The 19,040-nt window shown below is 55.7% G+C and carries 18 protein-coding genes; 13 read left to right on the plus strand and 5 right to left on the minus strand.

Annotated features, from left to right (window positions below):
• The first annotated feature begins 102 nt into the window (after nt 1–102).
• From lptF to rsmA, 6 genes are read left to right on the plus strand one after another with little or no spacing between them, the layout of a single operon-like run.
• Complete coding sequence (gene lptF, locus BUA39_RS01375; protein WP_072791648.1) at nt 103–1,221, plus strand: LPS export ABC transporter permease LptF; 1,119 nt, start codon at nt 103–105, stop codon at nt 1,219–1,221.
• Nucleotides 1,218–2,315 (plus strand): LPS export ABC transporter permease LptG, encoded by a 1,098-nt coding sequence (gene lptG, locus BUA39_RS01380; protein WP_072789798.1) that lies wholly within the window; start codon nt 1,218–1,220, stop codon nt 2,313–2,315. Before lptF ends, lptG begins: the two co-directional genes overlap by 4 nt.
• A complete protein-coding gene (locus BUA39_RS01385; RefSeq protein WP_072789800.1) occupies nt 2,312–4,504 on the plus strand; it encodes an LPS-assembly protein LptD in 2,193 nt (730 codons plus the stop codon). The genes lptG and BUA39_RS01385 overlap by 4 nt, the downstream gene beginning before the upstream one ends.
• Before the next feature lie 4 nt (nt 4,505–4,508).
• Nucleotides 4,509–5,729: a peptidylprolyl isomerase gene (locus BUA39_RS01390; RefSeq protein ID WP_072789803.1), complete on the plus strand. Its 1,221-nt coding sequence runs from the start codon at nt 4,509–4,511 to the stop codon at nt 5,727–5,729.
• The gene (gene pdxA, locus BUA39_RS01395) at nt 5,726–6,706 is read left to right on the plus strand and encodes a 4-hydroxythreonine-4-phosphate dehydrogenase PdxA (RefSeq protein ID WP_072789806.1); all 981 of its coding nucleotides are present in this window, start codon (nt 5,726–5,728) and stop codon (nt 6,704–6,706) included. The genes BUA39_RS01390 and pdxA overlap by 4 nt, the downstream gene beginning before the upstream one ends.
• 47 nt (nt 6,707–6,753) lie before the next feature.
• Nucleotides 6,754–7,596 carry a 16S rRNA (adenine(1518)-N(6)/adenine(1519)-N(6))-dimethyltransferase RsmA gene (rsmA, locus tag BUA39_RS01400; protein WP_072789809.1) on the plus strand — a complete coding sequence of 281 codons (843 nt, stop codon included), beginning with the start codon at nt 6,754–6,756 and terminating at the stop codon, nt 7,594–7,596.
• Nucleotides 7,597–7,643: 47 nt separating this feature from the next.
• Here rsmA and BUA39_RS01405 read toward each other — a convergent pair whose 3' ends face one another.
• From BUA39_RS01405 to prfA, 3 genes are all read right to left on the minus strand, one after another.
• The gene (locus BUA39_RS01405) at nt 7,644–8,267 is read right to left on the minus strand and encodes a DUF4167 domain-containing protein (RefSeq protein WP_072789812.1); all 624 of its coding nucleotides are present in this window, start codon (nt 8,265–8,267) and stop codon (nt 7,644–7,646) included.
• A gap of 218 nt (nt 8,268–8,485) precedes the next feature.
• Nucleotides 8,486–9,322, minus strand: a complete 837-nt coding sequence (gene prmC / locus BUA39_RS01410; protein ID WP_072789815.1) for a peptide chain release factor N(5)-glutamine methyltransferase — start codon at nt 9,320–9,322, stop codon at nt 8,486–8,488.
• Entirely contained in the window at nt 9,322–10,374 is a 1,053-nt protein-coding gene (prfA, locus tag BUA39_RS01415) for a peptide chain release factor 1 (RefSeq protein WP_072789818.1), read from the minus strand. Before prfA ends, prmC begins: the two co-directional genes overlap by 1 nt.
• 61 nt (nt 10,375–10,435) lie before the next feature.
• On the opposite strand from prfA, the gene BUA39_RS01420 reads away from it, so the two are divergent.
• From BUA39_RS01420 to BUA39_RS01445, 6 genes are all read left to right on the plus strand, one after another.
• Complete coding sequence (locus BUA39_RS01420; protein WP_072789820.1) at nt 10,436–10,735, plus strand: hypothetical protein; 300 nt, start codon at nt 10,436–10,438, stop codon at nt 10,733–10,735.
• 118 nt (nt 10,736–10,853) lie between these two features.
• The gene (gene mazG, locus BUA39_RS01425) at nt 10,854–11,690 is read left to right on the plus strand and encodes a nucleoside triphosphate pyrophosphohydrolase (protein WP_072789823.1); all 837 of its coding nucleotides are present in this window, start codon (nt 10,854–10,856) and stop codon (nt 11,688–11,690) included.
• A 132-nt stretch (nt 11,691–11,822) separates the two neighbouring features.
• Complete coding sequence (locus BUA39_RS01430) at nt 11,823–12,791, plus strand: Fe(3+) ABC transporter substrate-binding protein (RefSeq protein WP_110721814.1); 969 nt, start codon at nt 11,823–11,825, stop codon at nt 12,789–12,791.
• 182 nt (nt 12,792–12,973) lie between these two features.
• Nucleotides 12,974–13,918 carry a nucleoside hydrolase gene (locus BUA39_RS01435; protein ID WP_072789829.1) on the plus strand — a complete coding sequence of 315 codons (945 nt, stop codon included), beginning with the start codon at nt 12,974–12,976 and terminating at the stop codon, nt 13,916–13,918.
• Nucleotides 13,915–14,364 (plus strand): GNAT family N-acetyltransferase, encoded by a 450-nt coding sequence (locus BUA39_RS01440; protein ID WP_072789832.1) that lies wholly within the window; start codon nt 13,915–13,917, stop codon nt 14,362–14,364. Before BUA39_RS01435 ends, BUA39_RS01440 begins: the two co-directional genes overlap by 4 nt.
• 16 nt (nt 14,365–14,380) lie before the next feature.
• Nucleotides 14,381–15,799, plus strand: coding sequence for a protein adenylyltransferase SelO (locus tag BUA39_RS01445; RefSeq protein WP_072789835.1), 1,419 nt, complete (start codon nt 14,381–14,383; stop codon nt 15,797–15,799).
• Nucleotides 15,800–15,895: 96 nt separating this feature from the next.
• On the opposite strand, the gene BUA39_RS01450 is transcribed toward BUA39_RS01445, so the two are convergent.
• Entirely contained in the window at nt 15,896–17,299 is a 1,404-nt protein-coding gene (locus tag BUA39_RS01450) for a DEAD/DEAH box helicase (RefSeq protein WP_072789837.1), read from the minus strand.
• 175 nt (nt 17,300–17,474) lie between these two features.
• Between BUA39_RS01450 and BUA39_RS01455 the strand changes: the two genes are divergently transcribed.
• Nucleotides 17,475–17,894, plus strand: coding sequence for a Fur family transcriptional regulator (locus BUA39_RS01455; protein ID WP_072789840.1), 420 nt, complete (start codon nt 17,475–17,477; stop codon nt 17,892–17,894).
• Nucleotides 17,895–17,952: 58 nt separating this feature from the next.
• On the opposite strand, the gene BUA39_RS01460 is transcribed toward BUA39_RS01455, so the two are convergent.
• Nucleotides 17,953–19,014, minus strand: coding sequence for a PAS domain-containing sensor histidine kinase (locus tag BUA39_RS01460; protein ID WP_165610470.1), 1,062 nt, complete (start codon nt 19,012–19,014; stop codon nt 17,953–17,955).
• Nucleotides 19,015–19,040 lie beyond the last annotated feature (26 nt).

Below are 19,040 nucleotides of genomic sequence, written 5' to 3' on the forward strand. Positions count from 1 at the left end.
AGTCCTACCCAATCCCCGAATTGATGACCAGATAGCAGTTTTCCCCATTTGTCATTTGCTCTAATGTCGGGCGGAACGATCCATTTGCCTGGGGGGCAAGAAGTGAGCAGATTCGACCGCTATATGCTGTCGCAACTTATGATGCTGTTTGGCTTCTTTGCGCTGGTGCTGGTGTCGGTCTACTGGGTCAACCGGGCCGTCATCCTATTTGACCGGTTAATTGCCGACGGCCAGCCGATTTCCACTTTTGTCGAATTTACCATTCTCAGCCTGCCTGCTGTGATCAAGTTGATCCTGCCCATCGCAAGCTTTGCTGCCGCGACATATGTCACCAATCGGCTGAGTAGCGAAAGCGAATTGGTAGTGATGCAGTCGACCGGGTTCAGCCCTTGGCGGCTGGCGCGGCCAGTGGCGATCTTTGGGCTTGTGGTGGGGGCCATGATGGCAGCTTTGTCTTTGCTTCTTGTGCCGCTCAGCCAAACAGAGCTGAACCAACGCGAACGTCAAATCGCAGAAACTGCCACTGCGCGGCTTTTGACAGAAGGTACGTTTATGCAGCCGGCCAAAGGCGTTGTTTTTTATATTCGAGAGATCGATGGTAAGGGCATCCTGAAAGATGTCTTTCTTTCAGATCAATCTAAGCCCGACACAACCGTTACCTATACCGCAGACGAAGCTTTTCTGATCAAGGATGAAGCAGGTCCCAAGTTGATCATGATTGATGGTCTCGCGCAGGTTGTGACGCGCAACGACAACAGGCTTTTCACCACCAATTTTGCCGATTTCACATATGACATCAGTTCGCTTTTGGCGGCGACGAGCAGCACAAAGAAATCACTTGAACGAACGCCGACGTTAGAACTCTTACGCGCGCCCAAAGAAATCGCGGCGACGCTTGGCCTTCCAGATGGCTGGGTCGCTGCCGAATTGCATGGGCGTATCGTCCAAATCTTCATGTGCGGCATCGCGGCGCTTGTTGGGTTTGCAACGCTGTTGATGGGCGGATTTAGTCGCTTTGGCGTTTGGCAGAACATTGTCTACGCCTTCGCTTTGCTGATTGTCCTTGAAGGCGTGCGCAGCGCATTGGTTGATCCAGTGCGCAAAGATGCAGAGCTTTGGCCCGCGATGTATTTGGCCCCGGCGCTTGGCGGGCTTTTGGTCATTCTGATACTGTTCAGTAAGACACGCTCCTTCTCTCGTCGAAGGGTCAGCACGCCATGACGCTTTACCTCTATTTCGCGCGTAAGTTTCTTTGGTTGTTCCTGGCGCTGACCGGTGTATTCATCGCGCTTCTATTGTTGTTTGATCTGGTTGAGCATCTGCGCAAGTTTGATGTCGCTAAGGTGGGCTATGTGAATATTTTCCAGCTGATGCTGCTGAATGTTCCCAAAGAAATCTATCAGATCCTGCCCCTGGTGATGATCCTTAGCGCATTGGCATTGTTCCTAAGCCTCGCGCGCAGCAGCGAGTTGGTGGTGACACGGGCCAGCGGGCGGTCCGCATTGGTGTCCTTATTGTCCCCTGTGACCGTGGCACTATTAATCGGCGTTATCGGTGTTTCGACGTTCAATCCCATCGTTGCAGCCACGACCAAACGCTACGAAGACATGTCCGCAACGATCAAGCAAGGTGGCAGCAATACGCTGACCTTTTCGCGGGATGGGATCTGGCTGCGCCAAGGCGGAGAGACGGGTCAAACCGTGATCTATGCCCAAGGCGCGAACCATGATGCAACGGCCCTGCGCGAGGCGACTTTTGTGACGTATGAGACCGACCTTGGTCCGGTCCGGCGTATTCAAGCGGTTTCAGCGACACTGGATCAAGGCGTATGGCGTTTGACGAACGCCAAGATATGGCCGCTGGAGCAAGGCACGAACTCAGAAGCAAACGCCGTCACGCGAGCCTTCTTTGATTTGCCAACGACACTCACAGCCGAACAAATTCGAGATGGGTTCGGGAAACCTCGGACAGTCAGCGTCTGGGAATTGCCGCGCTTGATCCGTCAGTTGGAAGAGGCCGGGTTTTCAGCGCGGCGACATACGATGTGGCTGCATATGGAACTTGCCCAGCCTTTGTTCCTGATTGCGATGGTCTTGGTGAGCGCGGCCTTTACAATGCGCCATACTCGGATGGGGCGTACCGGAACGGCAGCCCTATTGGCGATCATGTCCGGCTTTGGGCTATATTACATTAGAAACTTCGCCCAAATTCTTGGCGAAAATGGGCAAATTCCAATCGAACTTGCCGCTTGGGCGCCCCCGGTGGCCAGTGTGTTCCTTGCGCTCGGGTTATTATTGCATATGGAAGACGGATGACGCGGCGCTTGTTCAATCCAATTATTGCGGCCGTGCTTTTATGTGCGGGATTGCTGACAGCGCTGCCCACTCATGCGCAGAGCACGCAAGGCAACAAGGTTATCTTGATTGCGGACTCTGTGTTTTTGCGAGGCAGTGAAACATTGATCGCACGTGGCAATGTCGAAGCCTCTTATGGCGAGACGATGCTGACCGCGACGAGCATCACGTATCAAAGCGGGCCCGACCAGATCACAATTGAAGGCCCCATTAAGATCACCGCGCCAGATGGGGTCCAAATCTTTGCAAGTTTCGCCGAACTTGACGCCGACCTTCAAACTGGGTTGATCGAAAGCGCTAGGCTCGTTTTGAAGGAACAGGTCAATTTCACCGCGGACCGCCTGCGCCGGTTGGAGGGTCGCAGATCCATCCTAACGAATGCCGCTGCAACCTCTTGCAAAACATGCGACGATGGGCGCCCACCGCTTTGGCAAATTCGTGCGCGTCAGGTGATCCATGATCAGGACACCAAACAACTTTACTTCGAAGGCGCGCAATTTCGGTTAATGGATGTGCCAATTTTTTATGTGCCGCGTCTGCGCTTGCCCGACCCAACCTTGAATCGCGCGACCGGCTTTTTGATTCCAAACATCCGCGCCCGGTCACGCTTGGGAACAGGTGTAAAGGTCCCCTATTTCATCGCGTTTGGCGATCACCGCGACCTGACGTTGACGCCTTATATAGCAGCAAATACCCGCACGTTGGAATTCCGCTATCGTCAAGCTTTTGCCCGTGGCCGGTTGAGTTTCCGTGGTGCGATCTCTGATGATGATATCAGCAGCCAATCCACGCGCGCCTATGTGTTTGGCGAAGGGGCATTTGACCTGCGTAATGACTACAAACTCCGGTTCCGCATTCAGCAGGTATCGGACGATGCTTATCTCGCGGACTACGGTTATTCTTCGGCGGATCGGCTAAACAGCAATATCACGGTGTCGCGCGTCAATCGTGCTGAGAACACTCAGTTGATGATTTCCAATTTTGAATCAATCCGCACCGGCGAAGACAATCAAACAATTCCGTCTTTCATTACCTCTGCGCGCAAGCAGAAACGGTTTGTGCCTGCGGCCCTTGGCGGAGAAGCGCTTTGGGAACTTGAGGCCCACAGCCACTATCGCCTCTCTGATCTGTCCACAGATGTGAACGGCGATGGCGTCGTCGATGGGCGCGACGTGAGCCGTGTAAATGCAGACCTCAGTTGGCGGCGCAATTGGCTGCTGACCTCTGGTATTGAACTTGGCACGCAGGCCTCTATCGCGCTTGATGCGGTTGAGACGCGTCAGGACAGTACGATCACCGACACAAGCTATGCCGAAATTACACCAGCCGCCGCCGTTTCGCTGCGCTATCCGTGGATCAAGCGCGCGGAAAATGGCGTGACGCATATGATCGAACCTGTCGTGCAACTTGGCTGGAGCGGCGGCACCTTGCGCGGCGGCACGGTGCCTAAGATTGCAAATGACGAAAGCACACGCAGCGAGTTTGACGAAGGCAATCTGTTGTCCTTGTCGCGCTTTGCCTCTGACGACCGGCGGGAACGTGGGATGGCGCTGGCTTGGGGCGTGAATTGGTCAAGGCTGGGGCCAGATTGGACCACCTTCCTGACACTTGGGCAAGTTGTGCGTGACACTGTACAGCCTGATTTCTCTGCCAGTTCCGGGCTGGCGGCCAAATCGTCAGACATCCTGGTGGCCGCCAAGTTCAAGAACCAAGCCGGGCTGGCGTTTTCCGCACGCACCTTGATTGATGGTGTCGATGGATCAAACAAAGCAGAAGCGCGCGGTGGATGGAACAATGACCGCTTGGGACTTGAGGCGTCGTATATCTGGCTCGACGCCGATCCGGACGAGGAGCGCGTGGCTGACCTCTCGGAATGGAATTTAGATGGGTCGTATCGTATGACCCGCCATTGGACGGGGCTTGCAAACTGGCGCTATGACGTGGCCAGCGACGCAACTGCAGAGGCCGGCTTTGGGGTAGAGTATCGAAACGAATGCGTGAAAGCGAAATTTGAAGTTTCACGTCGATTTACCTCATCGACTACGGTACAACCGGCCACGGATTATAGCTTTACGGTGGAAATCCTTGGCTTCTCGACCAAGACAATTGATAAGAGTTACACAAGAGAATGCGGCCAATCGGCAGGGTGAGGCAATGAAGAAACTAAAAGCATTTCTGATCGCAGCGGTCGCAGTGGGCACAATTGCCTTTACGCCTGAGAACCTGAGCGCACAAAGCCAGTTCAGTCCGGTGGCCACGGTCAATGAAATGGTTGTGACGCGATACGAATTGGAACAGCGCGCGCAGTTTTACAAGGTAATCCGCCGCCTTGGAAATCTTGAGAAAATCGCGCTGGATGACCTGATCGAAGACCGTTTGAAGATGTTGGCCGCAAGGGAGCTTGGGATCGAGATCAACGATGAACAGCTTAAGGCGGGCATGGACGAATTTGCGGGTCGGGCCAACCTGAGCAGCGAAGATTTTATCGCCGCCATTACGCGTGAAGGCATTGAAGTTCAGACATTCCGCGATTTTGTCCGTGTCGGCCTGATGTGGCGCGGTGTGGTGCAGGCGCGGTTCCGGGGCCGTGTGCAAATTTCTGACGCAGAAATCGACGCTGCACTTGGCAGTTCCGGGCAGGCAGGTCTGCGGGTGTTACTGTCCGAGATCATCCTACCACTGACCCCAGAAAACGAAGCGCAGGCGCGCGACTTGGCGGCTCAGATCAGCAGCCTTACATCCTCGCGCGAATTTGCAGATGCGGCGCGCCGTTTTTCTGCGGCGGGGTCTCGGAACAACGACGGACGTTTGGATTGGTTGCCGTTGACTCGCCTTCCGGCTCCGCTGCAGCCTGTTATTTTGGAACTGAAACCCGGAGAGGTTTCCGCGCCCATCGAGTTAGAAGGCGCGATTGCGATTTTCCAAATGCGCGGCGTCGAAGAAATGCCCGTGCAAAAATCTGCCGTGGCCGCAATTGAATACGGTGTTTTGCGCCTGCCCGGCGGGCGTAGTGCCGAAACATTGGCGCGGGCCGAAGACATTCGTGGTTCGATCGACACGTGCGATGACCTTTATGGAGTGAACTTTGGTGGGCCTGATGAGGCGCTGACCATTCAATCACAGCAACCGGCAGAGATACCGCGTGACATCGCGCTGGAACTCGCCAAGCTGGATCGGCACGAAGTGTCCACTGCCCTCACCTCTCAGGATGGTAGCCAGTTGCTGTTTGTCATGCTGTGTGGCCGCACCGCCAGCGTGAACGAAGAAGCCAGCCGCGAAGACGTGTTAAGCGCTCTGCGCAATCGTCGCCTGAGTTCCTATGCCGATGGCTATCTGGAACAGCTGCGCGCGGATGCAAAGATAGAGATCAAATGACACTTGCCCCTATCGCGCTGACCTCCGGTGAACCTGCGGGTGTCGGGTTGGAGCTTGCTGAGAAAGCGTGGGAGGCCCTGCGTAAAGAATTGGTGTTCTTTCTGATAGCCGATCCTGCGCATTTGCCGGGCCATGTGCCGCATGAAGTGATCCAAGGCCCGTCCGAAGCCGCTGACGTGATGCCGCGCGCCCTGCCCATTTTGGCGCATCCATTTTTTGGGGAAGCCACAGCCGGCCAGCCTGATCCGAACAATGCGGAATCTGTGGTAGATGTGATCTCGCGCGCGGTTGATCTTGCCATGACTGGCGCGGCTTCGGCTGTCTGCACGGCTCCGATCAACAAGAAAGCCTTGAAAGACGGCACGGATTTCCCTTGGCCCGGCCATACGGAATTTCTGGCCTATCTGGCGGGTGTTGACCGCGTCGTTATGATGCTTGCCTGCGATCAGCTGCGGGTGGTGCCAACCACCATCCACATCGCGCTGAAGGATGTGCCGAGCACGCTGACGGCTGCTTTATTGCGCGAAACGATTGAAATCACACGAAACGGCCTGCAAGACTACTTTGGCCTGCAAGAACCACGTCTTGCCGTAGCGGGGCTGAACCCGCATGCGGGTGAAGGCGGGGCGATGGGACTGGAAGATGCCGACCTGATCGTGCCGGTATTGAACGATCTGGTGGCGCAGGGCTACGACTTGTCAGGCCCCCTGCCCGCTGACACCATGTTTCACGCAGCCGCCCGCGCGCGATATGATGCGGCGATCTGCATGTATCACGATCAGGCGCTGATCCCGATCAAAACCCTGGATTTCGACAAGGGCGTCAATGTCACGCTTGGCCTGCCCTTTGTGCGCACATCGCCCGATCATGGCACGGCTTTTGACATAGCCGGTAAAGGCATCGCCAATCCAAGCAGCACTATCGAAGCGCTGCGGCTTGCGGCAAAAATGGCATCTGCGCACCAAACCACGACCTAACGGACCGGTCGCATCCCCGCTGATCCGACCAGAGAGATACAGACATAATGGCAAGCATAGATACACTCCCTCCTTTGCGAGATGTCATCACAACCCATGGGCTGTCTGCCCGGAAATCTCTTGGGCAGAACTTTCTGCTTGATCTGAACCTCACGGCGAAAATCGCACGGCAAGCGGGCGATCTGACCGAATGTGACGTGCTTGAAATTGGCCCCGGACCGGGCGGGCTAACGCGGGGTCTGCTGGCGGAAGGCGCACGTCGCGTTTTGGCGATTGAGAAAGATCAGCGCTGCATGCCCGCGCTGGCAGAAATCTCTGAGGCCTATCCGGGGCGGCTTGAGGTCATCAACGGCGACGCGCTTGAAGTTGACGCGCTGAGCCATCTGACACCGCCGATCCGAATTGCGGCCAACTTACCCTACAATGTGGGTACAGAACTTTTGGTGCGTTGGCTAACGCCGAAGGAATGGCCGCCCTTCTGGCAAAGCCTGACCTTAATGTTTCAGAAAGAAGTCGCAGAGCGGATCGTCGCGGAACCAGGCAGTAAAGCCTATGGGCGTCTTGCGATCCTGTCTCAATGGCGTGCGGACGCAAAGATTGTGCTGCACCTACCGCCAGAAGCCTTTTCGCCGCCACCAAAGGTCCACAGCGCCGTCGTGCATCTTAGTGCTTTGGAAACCCCGCGTTTTGAAGCCGATGCCGCGGTTTTGTCGCGTGTGGTTGCAGCGGCCTTCAACCAACGCCGAAAGATGCTGCGCGCATCTTTGAAATCGGTTGCCCCCAATATCGAGGATCGCCTTATTGCGGCGGGGATCAAACCCACGGATCGTGCCGAAGTCGTTCCGCTTGAGGCCTTCTGTGCCTTAGCCCGCGAAGTTGTGAAACCTTAGAAATAAATAACCCGGGCTTGGCCCGGGTTTGTTTTTTCTCGCGAAACTTATTCAGCTGCCTTTGGCTCTTCTACCGGCGCTGCCTCGGCTTTGGGTTTGCGCGGGCGGCGTGGTTTTGGCGCAGGCTTTTCCGCTACGGCTTCATCCGAGACCTCAGCAGCGTCATCCTGCTTCTTTGGGCGTCGGCCGCGCTTGGGCTTTTCAGCTGCTTCCGGCGTTTCCACCAGGCCGCTGTCGTTCTCGCCGTCGATCACATCCAGAGAGTCATCTGTCGATTGCATCTGATCAGAGCCGTCCGCATTGCCAGTAGGCGCGTTGCTTTCGCGTTCCTGACGTTCGGCACGCGCGGCGCGTTCACGGTCGCGTTCGGCTTGACGTTCACGGTTCTGGCGTTCCTGTTCTTCGCGACGCGCTTCCATTTCACGCTGCGCTTCGCTTAGCATGCGCAGGTAATGTTCTGCGTGTTGTTGGAAGTTTTCCGTCGCGACACGGTCATTGCCAAGCTGCGCGTCACGGGCAAGCTGGTTGTATTTGTCGATAATCTGTTGCGGCGTACCGCGCACCTTCCCCTCGGGTCCATTGCTGTCAAAAACGCGATTGACGATGTTCCCGGAAGGACGGTTGTTGTTGCGGTTATTTTTGTTCCGCGAACGGGATTTCTGAGATCTCATGGTATAGAAGTCCAGCCCTGAATTCACTGCTTGCGATGACCCTACATGTGCACTGTGCACCACAGCTTTGGTCACCAAATTTTTGGCTTGGCGTTCAGCGGGACCGCAAAAGCATCCACCGCATGAACATTTCCTGAGTACCCTCCCCCGTGTGGGCTTACAAGAGCTTTCGTCGATTTTTGTGAAAATATTGCAAACTGGGTGCAATATTCCGCGCCTTAAGCAGGTTTTCGCCCCAAAACCACACGATCCCGACCATCCAAATCTGGTAAAATAACCACATCGGTCAGTCCATGAGCTTTGAAAATCGCAGCAACGTCTGGCCCCTGTTTCCAACCAATTTCAACCAACAAGCGCCCATCGGGGCGCAGGTGCTTTGCGGTGCCTGCTGCAAGTACACGATACGGCGAAAGTCCATCTCCACCGGGTGTCAAAGCCAGGTGTGGATCATGCAGCGCAACATCAGGGTCCAAATGGGCCATTTCAGCTTCGGTAATATAGGGGGGATTGGAGACGATCAGATCAAAGGTGTCTTCAACACGATCAAACCAGTCCGATACCATCGTGGTCAAACGATCCGCGACGCCGATATGGTGCGCATTGCGTCGCGTGACCTCCAAACAGGGCCGGCTGACATCTGTGCTGACTGCGCGTGAATCGGGCCACTCCGCCAAAAGCGTGACACCAATGATGCCGCTGCCACAGCCAAGATCGATCAGACGCTCTGGAACGGGGCCCTTCAATGCTTCGGCAATCAATGTCTCTGTCTCAGGACGCGGGTCCAAAACGTCTGGGGTAACTTCGAACTGCCGCCCCCAAAAACTGCGCCGTCCAAGAATGCGAGAGACAGGTTCACGCGCCGACCGTCTGGCCAGATAGCCATGAAACACCTTCACTTGATCCTCACTGACAACCCATTCCGGCTCTAACGTGAGGCGCGCGACCGGCATACCAATCGCCTCTGCCAGCAACACCCGCGCATCGCGCTCTGGCCCGGGAACACCTGCATCCCGAAGAACGCGCGTGCCCTCCATCAGAACGCTGCGCAGTTGCATCACTGCATCTCGGCCAGTTGTGCTGCCTGATCATCTGCGGTCAGTGCGTCGATGATCTCATCGAGATCGCCCTGCATCACCTGATCCAACTTATAAAGCGTCAGGTTGATACGGTGATCTGTCATGCGGCCTTGGGGGAAGTTGTATGTGCGGATACGTTCCGATCGATCGCCGGAGCCGACCTGCGATTTCCGATCTGCCGACCGTTCGCTGTCGATCCGCTGCCGCTCCATACCGTAAAGCCGGGCCTTGAGAACCTGCATCGCGATTTCGCGGTTGCGGTGCTGAGATTTCTCAGAGGAGGTCACAACGATGCCACTTGGGATGTGGGTGATACGTACCGCAGAATCCGTGGTGTTCACGTGCTGCCCGCCTGCCCCGGAACTGCGCATTGTGTCGATACGAATGTCACCTGCGTCAATATGAATGTCGACGTCATCGGCTTCAGGCAGGACCGCCACAGTTGCCGCCGACGTATGAATACGCCCACCGCTTTCCGTTGTCGGTACGCGCTGAACGCGATGCACACCGCTTTCGTATTTCAGCCGCGCAAAGACGTTTTCGCCTTTGATATGACCAACCACTTCTTTGATCCCGCCCAATTCTGTGGCGCTTTCTTCGATGATCTCAAAGGTCCAGCCCCGCGCCTCGGAATAGCGCTGATACATGCGCAATAGGTCGCCTGCGAACAACGCTGCCTCATCGCCGCCAGTGCCCGGTCGGATTTCGATCATGGCTGGGCGTGCATCGGCTTCGTCCTTGGGCAACAAAGCGATTTGCAATGCCTTTTCCGCCTCGGGCAGTTGCGCCCTCAGGCCGGGCAGTTCCTCTTCGGCCAATTCGCGCATGTCGGGATCATCCAACATCGATTCGGCCTCTTCCAGATCGGCCAACAACTGTTTGTAGGCCGCGATCTGCTCAACCAACGGGCGCAGCTCAGAATATTCTTTGGCCAGCGCCGCGATATCCGCACCCGCTGCACCATCTGCCATCTGCGCTTCGAGGTACTCAAAACGCTGGGCGATTTGTTCAAGACGATCAAATGGAACCATGGCGCTACCTTCCTGATCAGGCGGGTTTGGTCAAGAGGTGATCCTGTGATAGAATTGACCTATGCGCATATTGTCGTCCCTGATCCTGATTTGCCTCTCGGTGCCCGGATGGGCCGATGTCATTTCTCCGAAAGGAAAAGTGATCGACTGCTATTGCACAGACAAAGCTGGCAGTCGCGTTGAACTTGGCGAAATGATCTGCCTGCAGGTCGACGGGCGCATGTTTATGGCGCAATGTCAGATGTCTCAGAATGTGCCCATGTGGCGGGAAATTTCACCAGGGTGCCTTAGTTCGGACGCCGGTGCGGTAGGTGGACAAAGCGTCAACCCTGCGATTCACGCAGGCCAGTCAGCGTCCTAACATCTTCTCTTTCACCGTCTTTCCTTGCTTGCGCTGAAACTGCGCTCTCTTTACTCGCGTCCGGCCTTCCAGTTTGATACGACACAAACATTACTGGCAGAGAAATCCGGAGCAGCGCATGACCGACCTCATTCACGACCCCAAAGGCGGCATGCCACGTTTGCTTGAGATCATGCGCCGCCTGCGGGACCCAGAAACCGGTTGCCCATGGGACATCGAGCAAGATTTCAGCACCATCGCGCCCTACACCATCGAGGAAGCCTATGAAGTGGCAGACGCGATTGAGCGGCAAGAATGGGATGAACTAAAGGGCGAATTGGGCGATTTGCTGTTTCAATCTGTGTTCCACGCGCAGATGGCATCAGAGAAAGGCTTGTTTGATTTCAACGATGTGGCGGACACGATGTCGGACAAAATGGTTGCCCGGCATCCGCATGTTTTTGGCGACGAAAACCGCGAAAAGTCCGCCGAACAACAGACCAAAGATTGGGAAACCATCAAGGCGGCAGAACGCGCGGATAAGGCGCAATCTGGCACTTTGGACGGCGTTGCGGTTGGCCTACCTGCATTGTTGCGCGCCGTCAAACTTCAAAAACGCGCGGCACGTGTCGGATTTGATTGGCCTGACGCCTCGCATGTTCTTGCGAAGATCGTTGAGGAAAGCCACGAGCTGGCCGAGGCACGCGACAGTCTGACCCAATCTGAAATCGAGGAAGAATTTGGCGATTTGCTGTTTGTTATGGCCAACCTCGCGCGGCACATGAACGTCGAGCCAGAAGCCGCGCTGCGCGCCACAAACGCCAAGTTTACGCGCCGCTTTCAAGGTGTTGAGGCCAAGCTTGCCCAAAGAGGCAAAAAACCAGAGCAATCAGACCTCGCCGAAATGGACGCGCTTTGGGATGAGGTGAAAGCCGAGGAAAAAGCGGCAAAAAACCGCGACAAAATACCCGACTAAACTTTTCAGGTATTGACCCGACCAAAAAACTCGGATTAAAGCTGCGCCATCGAAATTTACACCGAAACCATAACGAATGGCTCTGAAATGTCCGTGAATATCAAATCAACCATCTTCGCAGCCGCCGCCACGATGATCGCCTTGCCTGCAGTCGCAGAAGAGGTGAATGTTTATTCCTATCGTCAACCAGACCTCATCAAACCGTTAACCGATGCCTTCACCGAAGAAACCGGTATCAAAGTTAACGTTGCCTACCTTGAAAAAGGTATGATCGAACGTCTGCAGGCCGAAGGCAGCCGCTCCCCGGCGGATGTGATCCTAACCGTGGATATTTCGCGCCTCGCTGCTGTCGTGAATGCGGGTTTGACTCAGCCTGTGGAAAGCGACGCCCTCAATACAAACGTACCAGCCGACTTCCGGGATCCCGAAGGTCACTGGTTCGGTCTAACCACTCGCGCGCGCATTATCTATGCCTCCAAAGACCGTGTGGCCGAGGGTGAAGTCACCACCTACGAAGACCTCGCCGACCCCAAATGGGAAGGCCGCATCTGCACCCGCTCCGGCACGCACGCCTATAACGTGGCGTTGACCTCCGCGATGTTGCACCACCATGGTGAGGCGGAGACACAAGCCTGGCTCGAAGGCGTGAAATCCAATCTCGCGCGCAAGCCACAGGGCAATGACCGCGCGCAGGTCAAGGCGATCTGGGCAGGCGAATGTGATATCTCTGTTGGCAACACCTACTACATGGGCAAAATGCTGGAAGACGACGAGCAAAAGGCCTGGGCAGACAGCGTCAATGTGATCTTCCCAACCTTTGAGAACGGCGGCACCCATGTGAACGTCTCTGGCGTCGCTATGACCAAAGCCGCTCCTAACAAAGAAGCGGCGCTGAAAATGATGGAATTTCTGACCTCACCAAAGGCGCAGGAAATCTATGCAGCAGCAAACTACGAATACCCAATTGCCGCAGGCACCGAAGCCATTGAACTCGTGCAGGGCTGGGGCACCTTTGAAGCGGACGGTGTCAACCTGATGACATTGGCAGGGAACCGCGATGCGGCCCTGAAGCTGATCGAAACCGTGGATTTTGACGGCTAAGTCATTTCAAAAACGAACAAGTCTTGGGGCGCCACGTGCGCCCCTTTTTCTTTTCACCTTTGCATAAACACTTCGGGGTGAGGCCACAGGCCGAGGGGCAGCGCCCCTCCGCTTAGTGCACAGCCATGACTGGACATCGCTTCATAGAACCCGCAGTCTGAGCCAAATGACAGGCGAGACGCATGAGCCCCCGACGCAAAATCATCATTGATACAGACCCCGGCCAAGACGATGCCGCCGCCATCATGCTGGCGCTCGGCAGCCCGGAACTGGAGGTTCTTGGCATCACCTGCGTGGCGGGCAATGTCCCGCTTACCAGAACGCAGGAAAACGCGCGCATCGTCTGTGAATGGGCAGGGCGCCCCGATATGGCGGTCTATGCCGGGTGCGATCGGCCCCTGTCCCGTGAACTGGTCACGGCAGAACATGTACATGGGCGCACCGGCCTTAATGGACCTAATCCGCTGCCGGTACCGACGATGCCCCTCCAAGAGCAACACGCGGTTGATTTCATCATCGACACACTGCGCACAGAGCCGTCCAAAAGCGTGACACTCTGCACGTTGGGGCCGCTCACAAATGTTGCAACCGCCCTGACCAAAGCGCCGGAAATTGTGCCACGCATCAAAGAAATCGTGATGATGGGCGGGGCGTATTTCGAGGTAGGCAACATCACGCCAGCGGCCGAATTCAACATTTATGTCGACCCGGAATCCGCTGATATTGTGTTCAAATCTGGAGTTTCGCTTGTCGTCATGCCGCTAGATGTGACGCATAGGGCGCTGACGACACCTGCGCGCGTTCAAGCTTTCAGAGACATTGGGACCGTCGCTGGTATCGCAATGGCAGATATGCTTGCGTTCTTTGAACGATTTGACGTGGAAAAATATGGCTCCGAAGGAGGCCCGCTGCATGATCCCTGCGTCATTGCCTATCTGCTACGGCCTGACTTGTTTAAGGGCCGTCACATCAACGTGCAGATTGAAACCCAGTCCCAATTGACGCTCGGCATGACCGTGGCGGACTATTGGCGCGTCACAGACCATGCTCCCAACGCGATGTTCATGCAGGACATCGATGCTGACGGATACTTTGCCCTTTTGACCGAACGGATCGCAACCCTATGAGCGCCGCCCTTCATCTTGCCAAACCGGAAGACCTTAAAAAGCTAATGCCGCTTGTCAGCGCTTTTCATCGGGAACTACAGCTTGGATCAGAGGAAACCGCCCTGGAACGTGCGCTGATCCCGCTGCTTGAAGGCTCGCCCTATGGTGCGGTCTATCTACTTGGTCCTGCCCGTGCGCCGATGGGGTATGTCACCCTTACGTTCAGCTGGTCCATTGAATTGGGCGGCATGGACGGGTTTGTTGATGAGATTTACCTGCGCCCCGCTGTGCGCGGTCGGGGCATCGCGCTTGAAACACTGCAAAGCCTGCGCAAAGTGCTGCAATCGGCGGGCGTAATGGCCTTGCACCTTGAAGTTGACCGAGAAAACGAAGCCGCACAAAAGCTTTACAAACGCGCGCGTTTCGAATTGCGAGATCGCTATTCGCTCATGACTTTGCGCCTGTGACCTCTATATAGGGGGCATGACCCTATCGATCCCCTTTGCCAATAGCTATGGCAGCCTGCCCTCGCAGCTTTTCTCGCGCCTCAACCCAACGTCGGTCAGCGCGCCAAAGTTGATTGTTTTTAACGATAGTTTGGCTGAATCGCTTGGCATAAGTGGTTTTGATGACACCGCCGCTTTGGCGCAGGTTTTTGCTGGCAATGAGGTGCCCAAGGGGGCCGACCCGCTGGCGCAGCTTTACGCGGGCCATCAGTTTGGCCAATGGAACCCACAACTTGGTGACGGTCGCGCGCTGTTGTTGGGAGAGGTCCAGACAGGCCATCAGCGCTTTGATATCCAACTCAAAGGCTCCGGCCCAACGCCCTATTCCCGCAATGGCGACGGGCGCGCGTGGCTTGGACCGGTCTTGCGCGAATATCTTGTGTCAGAGGCCATGCATGCGCTTGGTATCCCCACCACGCGCGCCTTGGCGGCTGTGACAACGGGCGATCCTGTCTACCGCGAAGGCGCCCTTCCCGGCGCTGTTATCACCCGTGTCGCGTCCAGCCATATACGAGTTGGTACATTTCAGGTGCTTGCCGCACGGCAGGATCATGACGGCTTGCAGGCCCTTTTTGAATACGCAGTCGATCGGCACTACCCAACGGCGCAAACGCCATTGGACTTTCTGAATGCCGTGATTGATGCGCAGGCGCGACTGGTCGCCAAATGGATGTCGGTTGGGTTTATTCATGGCGTGATGAACACCGACAACTGCGCAATTTCTGGTGAAACCATCGACTATGGGCCCTGTGCATTTATGGATGCCTTTCACCCAATGCAGGTCTTTTCCTCGATAGATCGGCGTGGCCGATACGCCTATGGCAATCAGCCCGATATCATCGTTTGGAACATGGCGCAGCTAGCGACCGCATTGGTGCCTTTGATGCCAGACGTCGATGCGGCGGTCGCCTCCTTCACAGAGGCCGTACACGCGATGCCAAAGCTTGTGCATGGGTACTGGCGCGATGCTTTTGCGGCGAAACTGGGCATTGGAACGCCGCGGGAGGACGACGTTGTCTTGATCCAAGACTTGCTATCTTTGATGGCCAGAGAGAATGCTGATTTCACCAATACATTCAGCAATCTACCCGCGGGAATTGATCCAGAAAATCTCTCTCAATCAGAAGACTTCGCGACATGGAAAACCGCTTGGAAAGCACGCATCGCTGATGAAGATTCACCAGAACAGCGCATGCAGTCGGTGAATCCGATGATCATCCCGCGAAATCACCAGATTGAAGCGTTGGTCCAAAGCGCAGTGGCTGGTGAATTTGCGCCCTTCCACCAGATGCACCAAGCGCTGGCGACGCCATTCAGTGTATCTGATCAGCACCATTACTTGACCAAACCACCGCTTGAAGAAGAACGAGTCAAAGCGACTTTCTGCGGGACATAATGCGCTTGGACTGAGGGTTCATTTTTATGAACCGGTATTCGTCTAACCGCCAGGCACCCCACACATGCTGCGGGGTGAACTGGTTTATTCAGCGTCCTAGCCGCGACCGGCAGGCTTGCCACCCGGTTTCCCACCTGGTTTGCCACCACGGCGTCCGCCACCGCCTGGCTTACGACGACCTCCGCCACCGCCCGGTTTGCCACCCGAAGGTTTGCCGCCGCCAAAGCTGCGTGGTGCCCCGTCGCCTTGCGCAGCAGCACCATCACGCGAAGGACGGCCACCTGAGCCCCCACCGCCGGGCCGACCACCGCGCCGACGTCCGCCGCCGCCGCGTTTTGGACCCTTTGCCGCACTGCCCTCTTCCAACCCCATCCACGGCGTGCCAGAGGCAACCGGAATGGTGAATTTCATTGTCTTTTGAATGGCTTTTAGTTCGTCGATCTCATCGGGCGCGCAGAATGCAATGGCCGCGCCATCCATGCCGGCGCGTGCGGTACGACCGATCCGGTGCACGTAATTCTCTGGCACATTCGGCAGATCAAAATTGTAGACGTGGCGCACAATCGGAATATCCAATCCCCGCGCCGCGACATCCGTTGCCACCAGAACACGGGTTTCATTCGCTCGGAAAGCCGCGATGGCGCGTTCGCGTTGGCCTTGGCTTTTGTTGCCATGCACCGCGTCGGCGGCATACCCAGCTTTTTGCAACGCTTTCATCAAGCGATCAGCGCCGTGTTTGGTGCGCACAAAGACAATCGCCGCTTCGTCCCGGTGCGCGTCCAGCAGTTCGATCAGTAAGCTGTTCTTCTCCGCTTTGGCAATAAAGTGGATCGACTGATCAATCTTATCCGCCGCCTTGCCCGGAGGGTTCACTTGGATGCGGATGGGGTTTGTCAGGTATGTCTGCGCGATTTCAGCCATCTGTTTCGGCATCGTGGCTGAGAAAAGCATGGTCTGGCGTTCCGTCGGCAATGCCGATGAAATCTGACGCAGCGCGTGGATAAAGCCCAGATCCAGCATTTGGTCGGCTTCGTCCAGCACAAGGAAATCAGTATCCTGAAAATCGAGCGCACGGCGCTCCATGAGGTCAATCAACCGACCCGGGGTCGCGACGATCACGTCGGTACCGCGTTCTACGCGTTTGATCTGTGGGTTGATGGCGACGCCACCCACAACAAGACCAACCTTGAAATGGGTCCCTTCAACCAGTTCTTTCAATGTGGCCGCGATCTGATTGGCCAATTCGCGCGTTGGCGCAAGGATCAACGCACGGACAGTTTTTGGCGCAGGCTTTGTACCATAGCTTTGCAAACGTGCAATCAACGGTAAGCCAAAGGCCAAGGTCTTGCCGGTGCCGGTTTGCGCCAGCCCCATCACGTCTTGTCCGTTCAAAGCATGCGGTATGGCACGGTTCTGAATCGGGGTCGCTTCCTTCAAACCCATTTCTGTCAGTTTGCTGACAAGGGTCTTAGGTAATCCCAATTCGCTAAATTCTGCCATTGCCTGTCCTTCCGGGCCACGTGGCCTCTGCTCTGGCCAATCTACATAATCGGTCGCATGTGCGCGCTTTTGCTCTTGTGGTCAAGCTGCAATTGCGGTGGATAAGTTGATGTCTGCTGTAGAAATTCCGCACGGTCCGCTTTACTAAAGGCACCCAAAGACAATTGAGGCCCGCATGTCCGATACCATTATCTCTCGTTGTGAAGCCAAGGGTTTGCGCATGACCGAGCAACGCCGGACGATTGCGGCCGTTCTGGAAGAAAGCACCGATCACCCGGATGTCGAAGAGCTTTATGCCCGCGCCAGCGCACGCGATTCAGCGATTTCATTGGCGACGGTCTATCGAACCGTGAAACTGTTTGAGGAAGCAGGCATTCTGGACAAATTGGAATTCGGCGACGGGCGCGCGCGCTACGAGGACGCCGAGCGTGATCACCATGATCACCTGATTGATATCAATTCCGGTGAGGTGATTGAGTTCATGGACCCGGAAATTGAAAAGCTACAGGAAAAGATCGCCGAAAAGCTTGGCTTCCGCTTGATGGGGCATAAGCTGGAACTTTATGGTGTGCCACTGAAACGTGATGCAAAATAACGTCAGCCATCGCTGGCCAGGACAGCGACAGGGAATACACTTTCAAAATTGATTTCGGTTAAGATTGTTGCTTAGGGAAGCGGACCCAGAAGGTGGCACCGCCATCTTCATTGTTGAAGTAGCCAATCTTGCCGTTCATGTCCTCGGTCATGCGTTTACAGATCGAGAGACCAAGTCCTGTGGACTTGAACTTGCGTTTCTCGCCCGAATTGGTCTGGGTGAACCGTTGGAACATCCGCCCTTCGAGTTCGTCGGGCACGCCGGCACCTTGATCCCTAACGGCAAACTGCAGCATGTCATCAACGTTGCTGAGTTCCAGCGTGATCTCTGATTGCGTTGGCGAGAATTTCGCCGCGTTTGACAGCAGGTTGGCGAGGATCTGTTGCAGACGGTTTACATCTGCACAAATCTTGAGGTTCTCGTCACCCTCGGGTGCAATCAGAGCAATGGATTGCGCATCTTGCAAATAGCCTTCCATAGAATGCGTCGCATCAGAGGCAACTTCGCGCGCATCCAATGCTTTCATTTCATAAGACAGGTTGCCGTTTTCCAGCGATTTGAAATCCAGAAGCTCATTCACCAGATGCAGCAAACGGTTCGAATTCCGCTGCGCCAGTTGCAAGAGGTTGCCAATCGGTCCGCTGAGTTCACCCAATGACCCGCTGTTGGCCATCTTCAGCGCACCCAACACAGATGTCAGGGGCGTACGCAATTCATGGCTGATCATGGCCACGAATTCATCATTGGCCAGTTCGCGTTCCATTTCCTCGGTGACATTCGTATGCACGCCGGTGATGCGCGTCGCCATGCCAGAAGCATCGCGCGCAGAAATACCCGCGTTAGATTGCAGCCAGATGTAGTGGCCATCCTTGTGGCGAATACGGAAGGTCGATTTGCTGCGCTCTGCTTCACCCGAAAACATCGCCTCGTCTGCGGCGACAACTTTGGGAAGGTCATCAGGATGAATACGTTCGAGCCATTCCTGCTGTGGCAGGATTTCAGCGTCCGGGTCCAGACCGATCATCGTTTTCCATGCCGGAGATACTGTTGATCGCCCCGTGACCAAATCCACATCAAACACGCCTACATCGGCGTCAATTAGAATTGATGGTATATCCATTGTCACTTGCATGGGTTGGGCCAGCT

The sequence above is a fragment of the Cognatishimia maritima genome (genome assembly GCF_900129685.1).
GTDB lineage: Bacteria > Pseudomonadota > Alphaproteobacteria > Rhodobacterales > Rhodobacteraceae > Cognatishimia > Cognatishimia maritima.

Bases quoted from the DNA above. Each gene is read 5' to 3' on its own strand.
- lptG (WP_072789798.1), top strand. From the start codon at position 1,218: ATGACGCTTTACCTCTATTTCGCGCGTAAGTTTCTTTGGTTGTTCCTG.
- rsmA (WP_072789809.1), top strand. From the start codon at position 6,754: ATGGCAAGCATAGATACACTCCCTCCTTTGCGAGATGTCATCACAACC.
- BUA39_RS01405 (WP_072789812.1), bottom strand. From the start codon at position 8,267: ATGAGATCTCAGAAATCCCGTTCGCGGAACAAAAATAACCGCAACAAC.
- mazG (WP_072789823.1), top strand. From the start codon at position 10,854: ATGACCGACCTCATTCACGACCCCAAAGGCGGCATGCCACGTTTGCTT.
- BUA39_RS01460 (WP_165610470.1), bottom strand. From the start codon at position 19,014: ATGGATATACCATCAATTCTAATTGACGCCGATGTAGGCGTGTTTGAT.
- pdxA (WP_072789806.1), top strand. From the start codon at position 5,726: ATGACACTTGCCCCTATCGCGCTGACCTCCGGTGAACCTGCGGGTGTC.
- BUA39_RS01440 (WP_072789832.1), top strand. From the start codon at position 13,915: ATGAGCGCCGCCCTTCATCTTGCCAAACCGGAAGACCTTAAAAAGCTA.
- BUA39_RS01450 (WP_072789837.1), bottom strand. From the start codon at position 17,299: ATGGCAGAATTTAGCGAATTGGGATTACCTAAGACCCTTGTCAGCAAA.
- prmC (WP_072789815.1), bottom strand. From the start codon at position 9,322: ATGCAACTGCGCAGCGTTCTGATGGAGGGCACGCGCGTTCTTCGGGAT.
- BUA39_RS01435 (WP_072789829.1), top strand. From the start codon at position 12,974: ATGAGCCCCCGACGCAAAATCATCATTGATACAGACCCCGGCCAAGAC.
- prfA (WP_072789818.1), bottom strand. From the start codon at position 10,374: ATGGTTCCATTTGATCGTCTTGAACAAATCGCCCAGCGTTTTGAGTAC.
- BUA39_RS01455 (WP_072789840.1), top strand. From the start codon at position 17,475: ATGTCCGATACCATTATCTCTCGTTGTGAAGCCAAGGGTTTGCGCATG.
- BUA39_RS01390 (WP_072789803.1), top strand. From the start codon at position 4,509: ATGAAGAAACTAAAAGCATTTCTGATCGCAGCGGTCGCAGTGGGCACA.
- BUA39_RS01445 (WP_072789835.1), top strand. From the start codon at position 14,381: ATGACCCTATCGATCCCCTTTGCCAATAGCTATGGCAGCCTGCCCTCG.
- BUA39_RS01420 (WP_072789820.1), top strand. From the start codon at position 10,436: ATGCGCATATTGTCGTCCCTGATCCTGATTTGCCTCTCGGTGCCCGGA.
- BUA39_RS01430 (WP_110721814.1), top strand. From the start codon at position 11,823: ATGATCGCCTTGCCTGCAGTCGCAGAAGAGGTGAATGTTTATTCCTAT.
- BUA39_RS01385 (WP_072789800.1), top strand. From the start codon at position 2,312: ATGACGCGGCGCTTGTTCAATCCAATTATTGCGGCCGTGCTTTTATGT.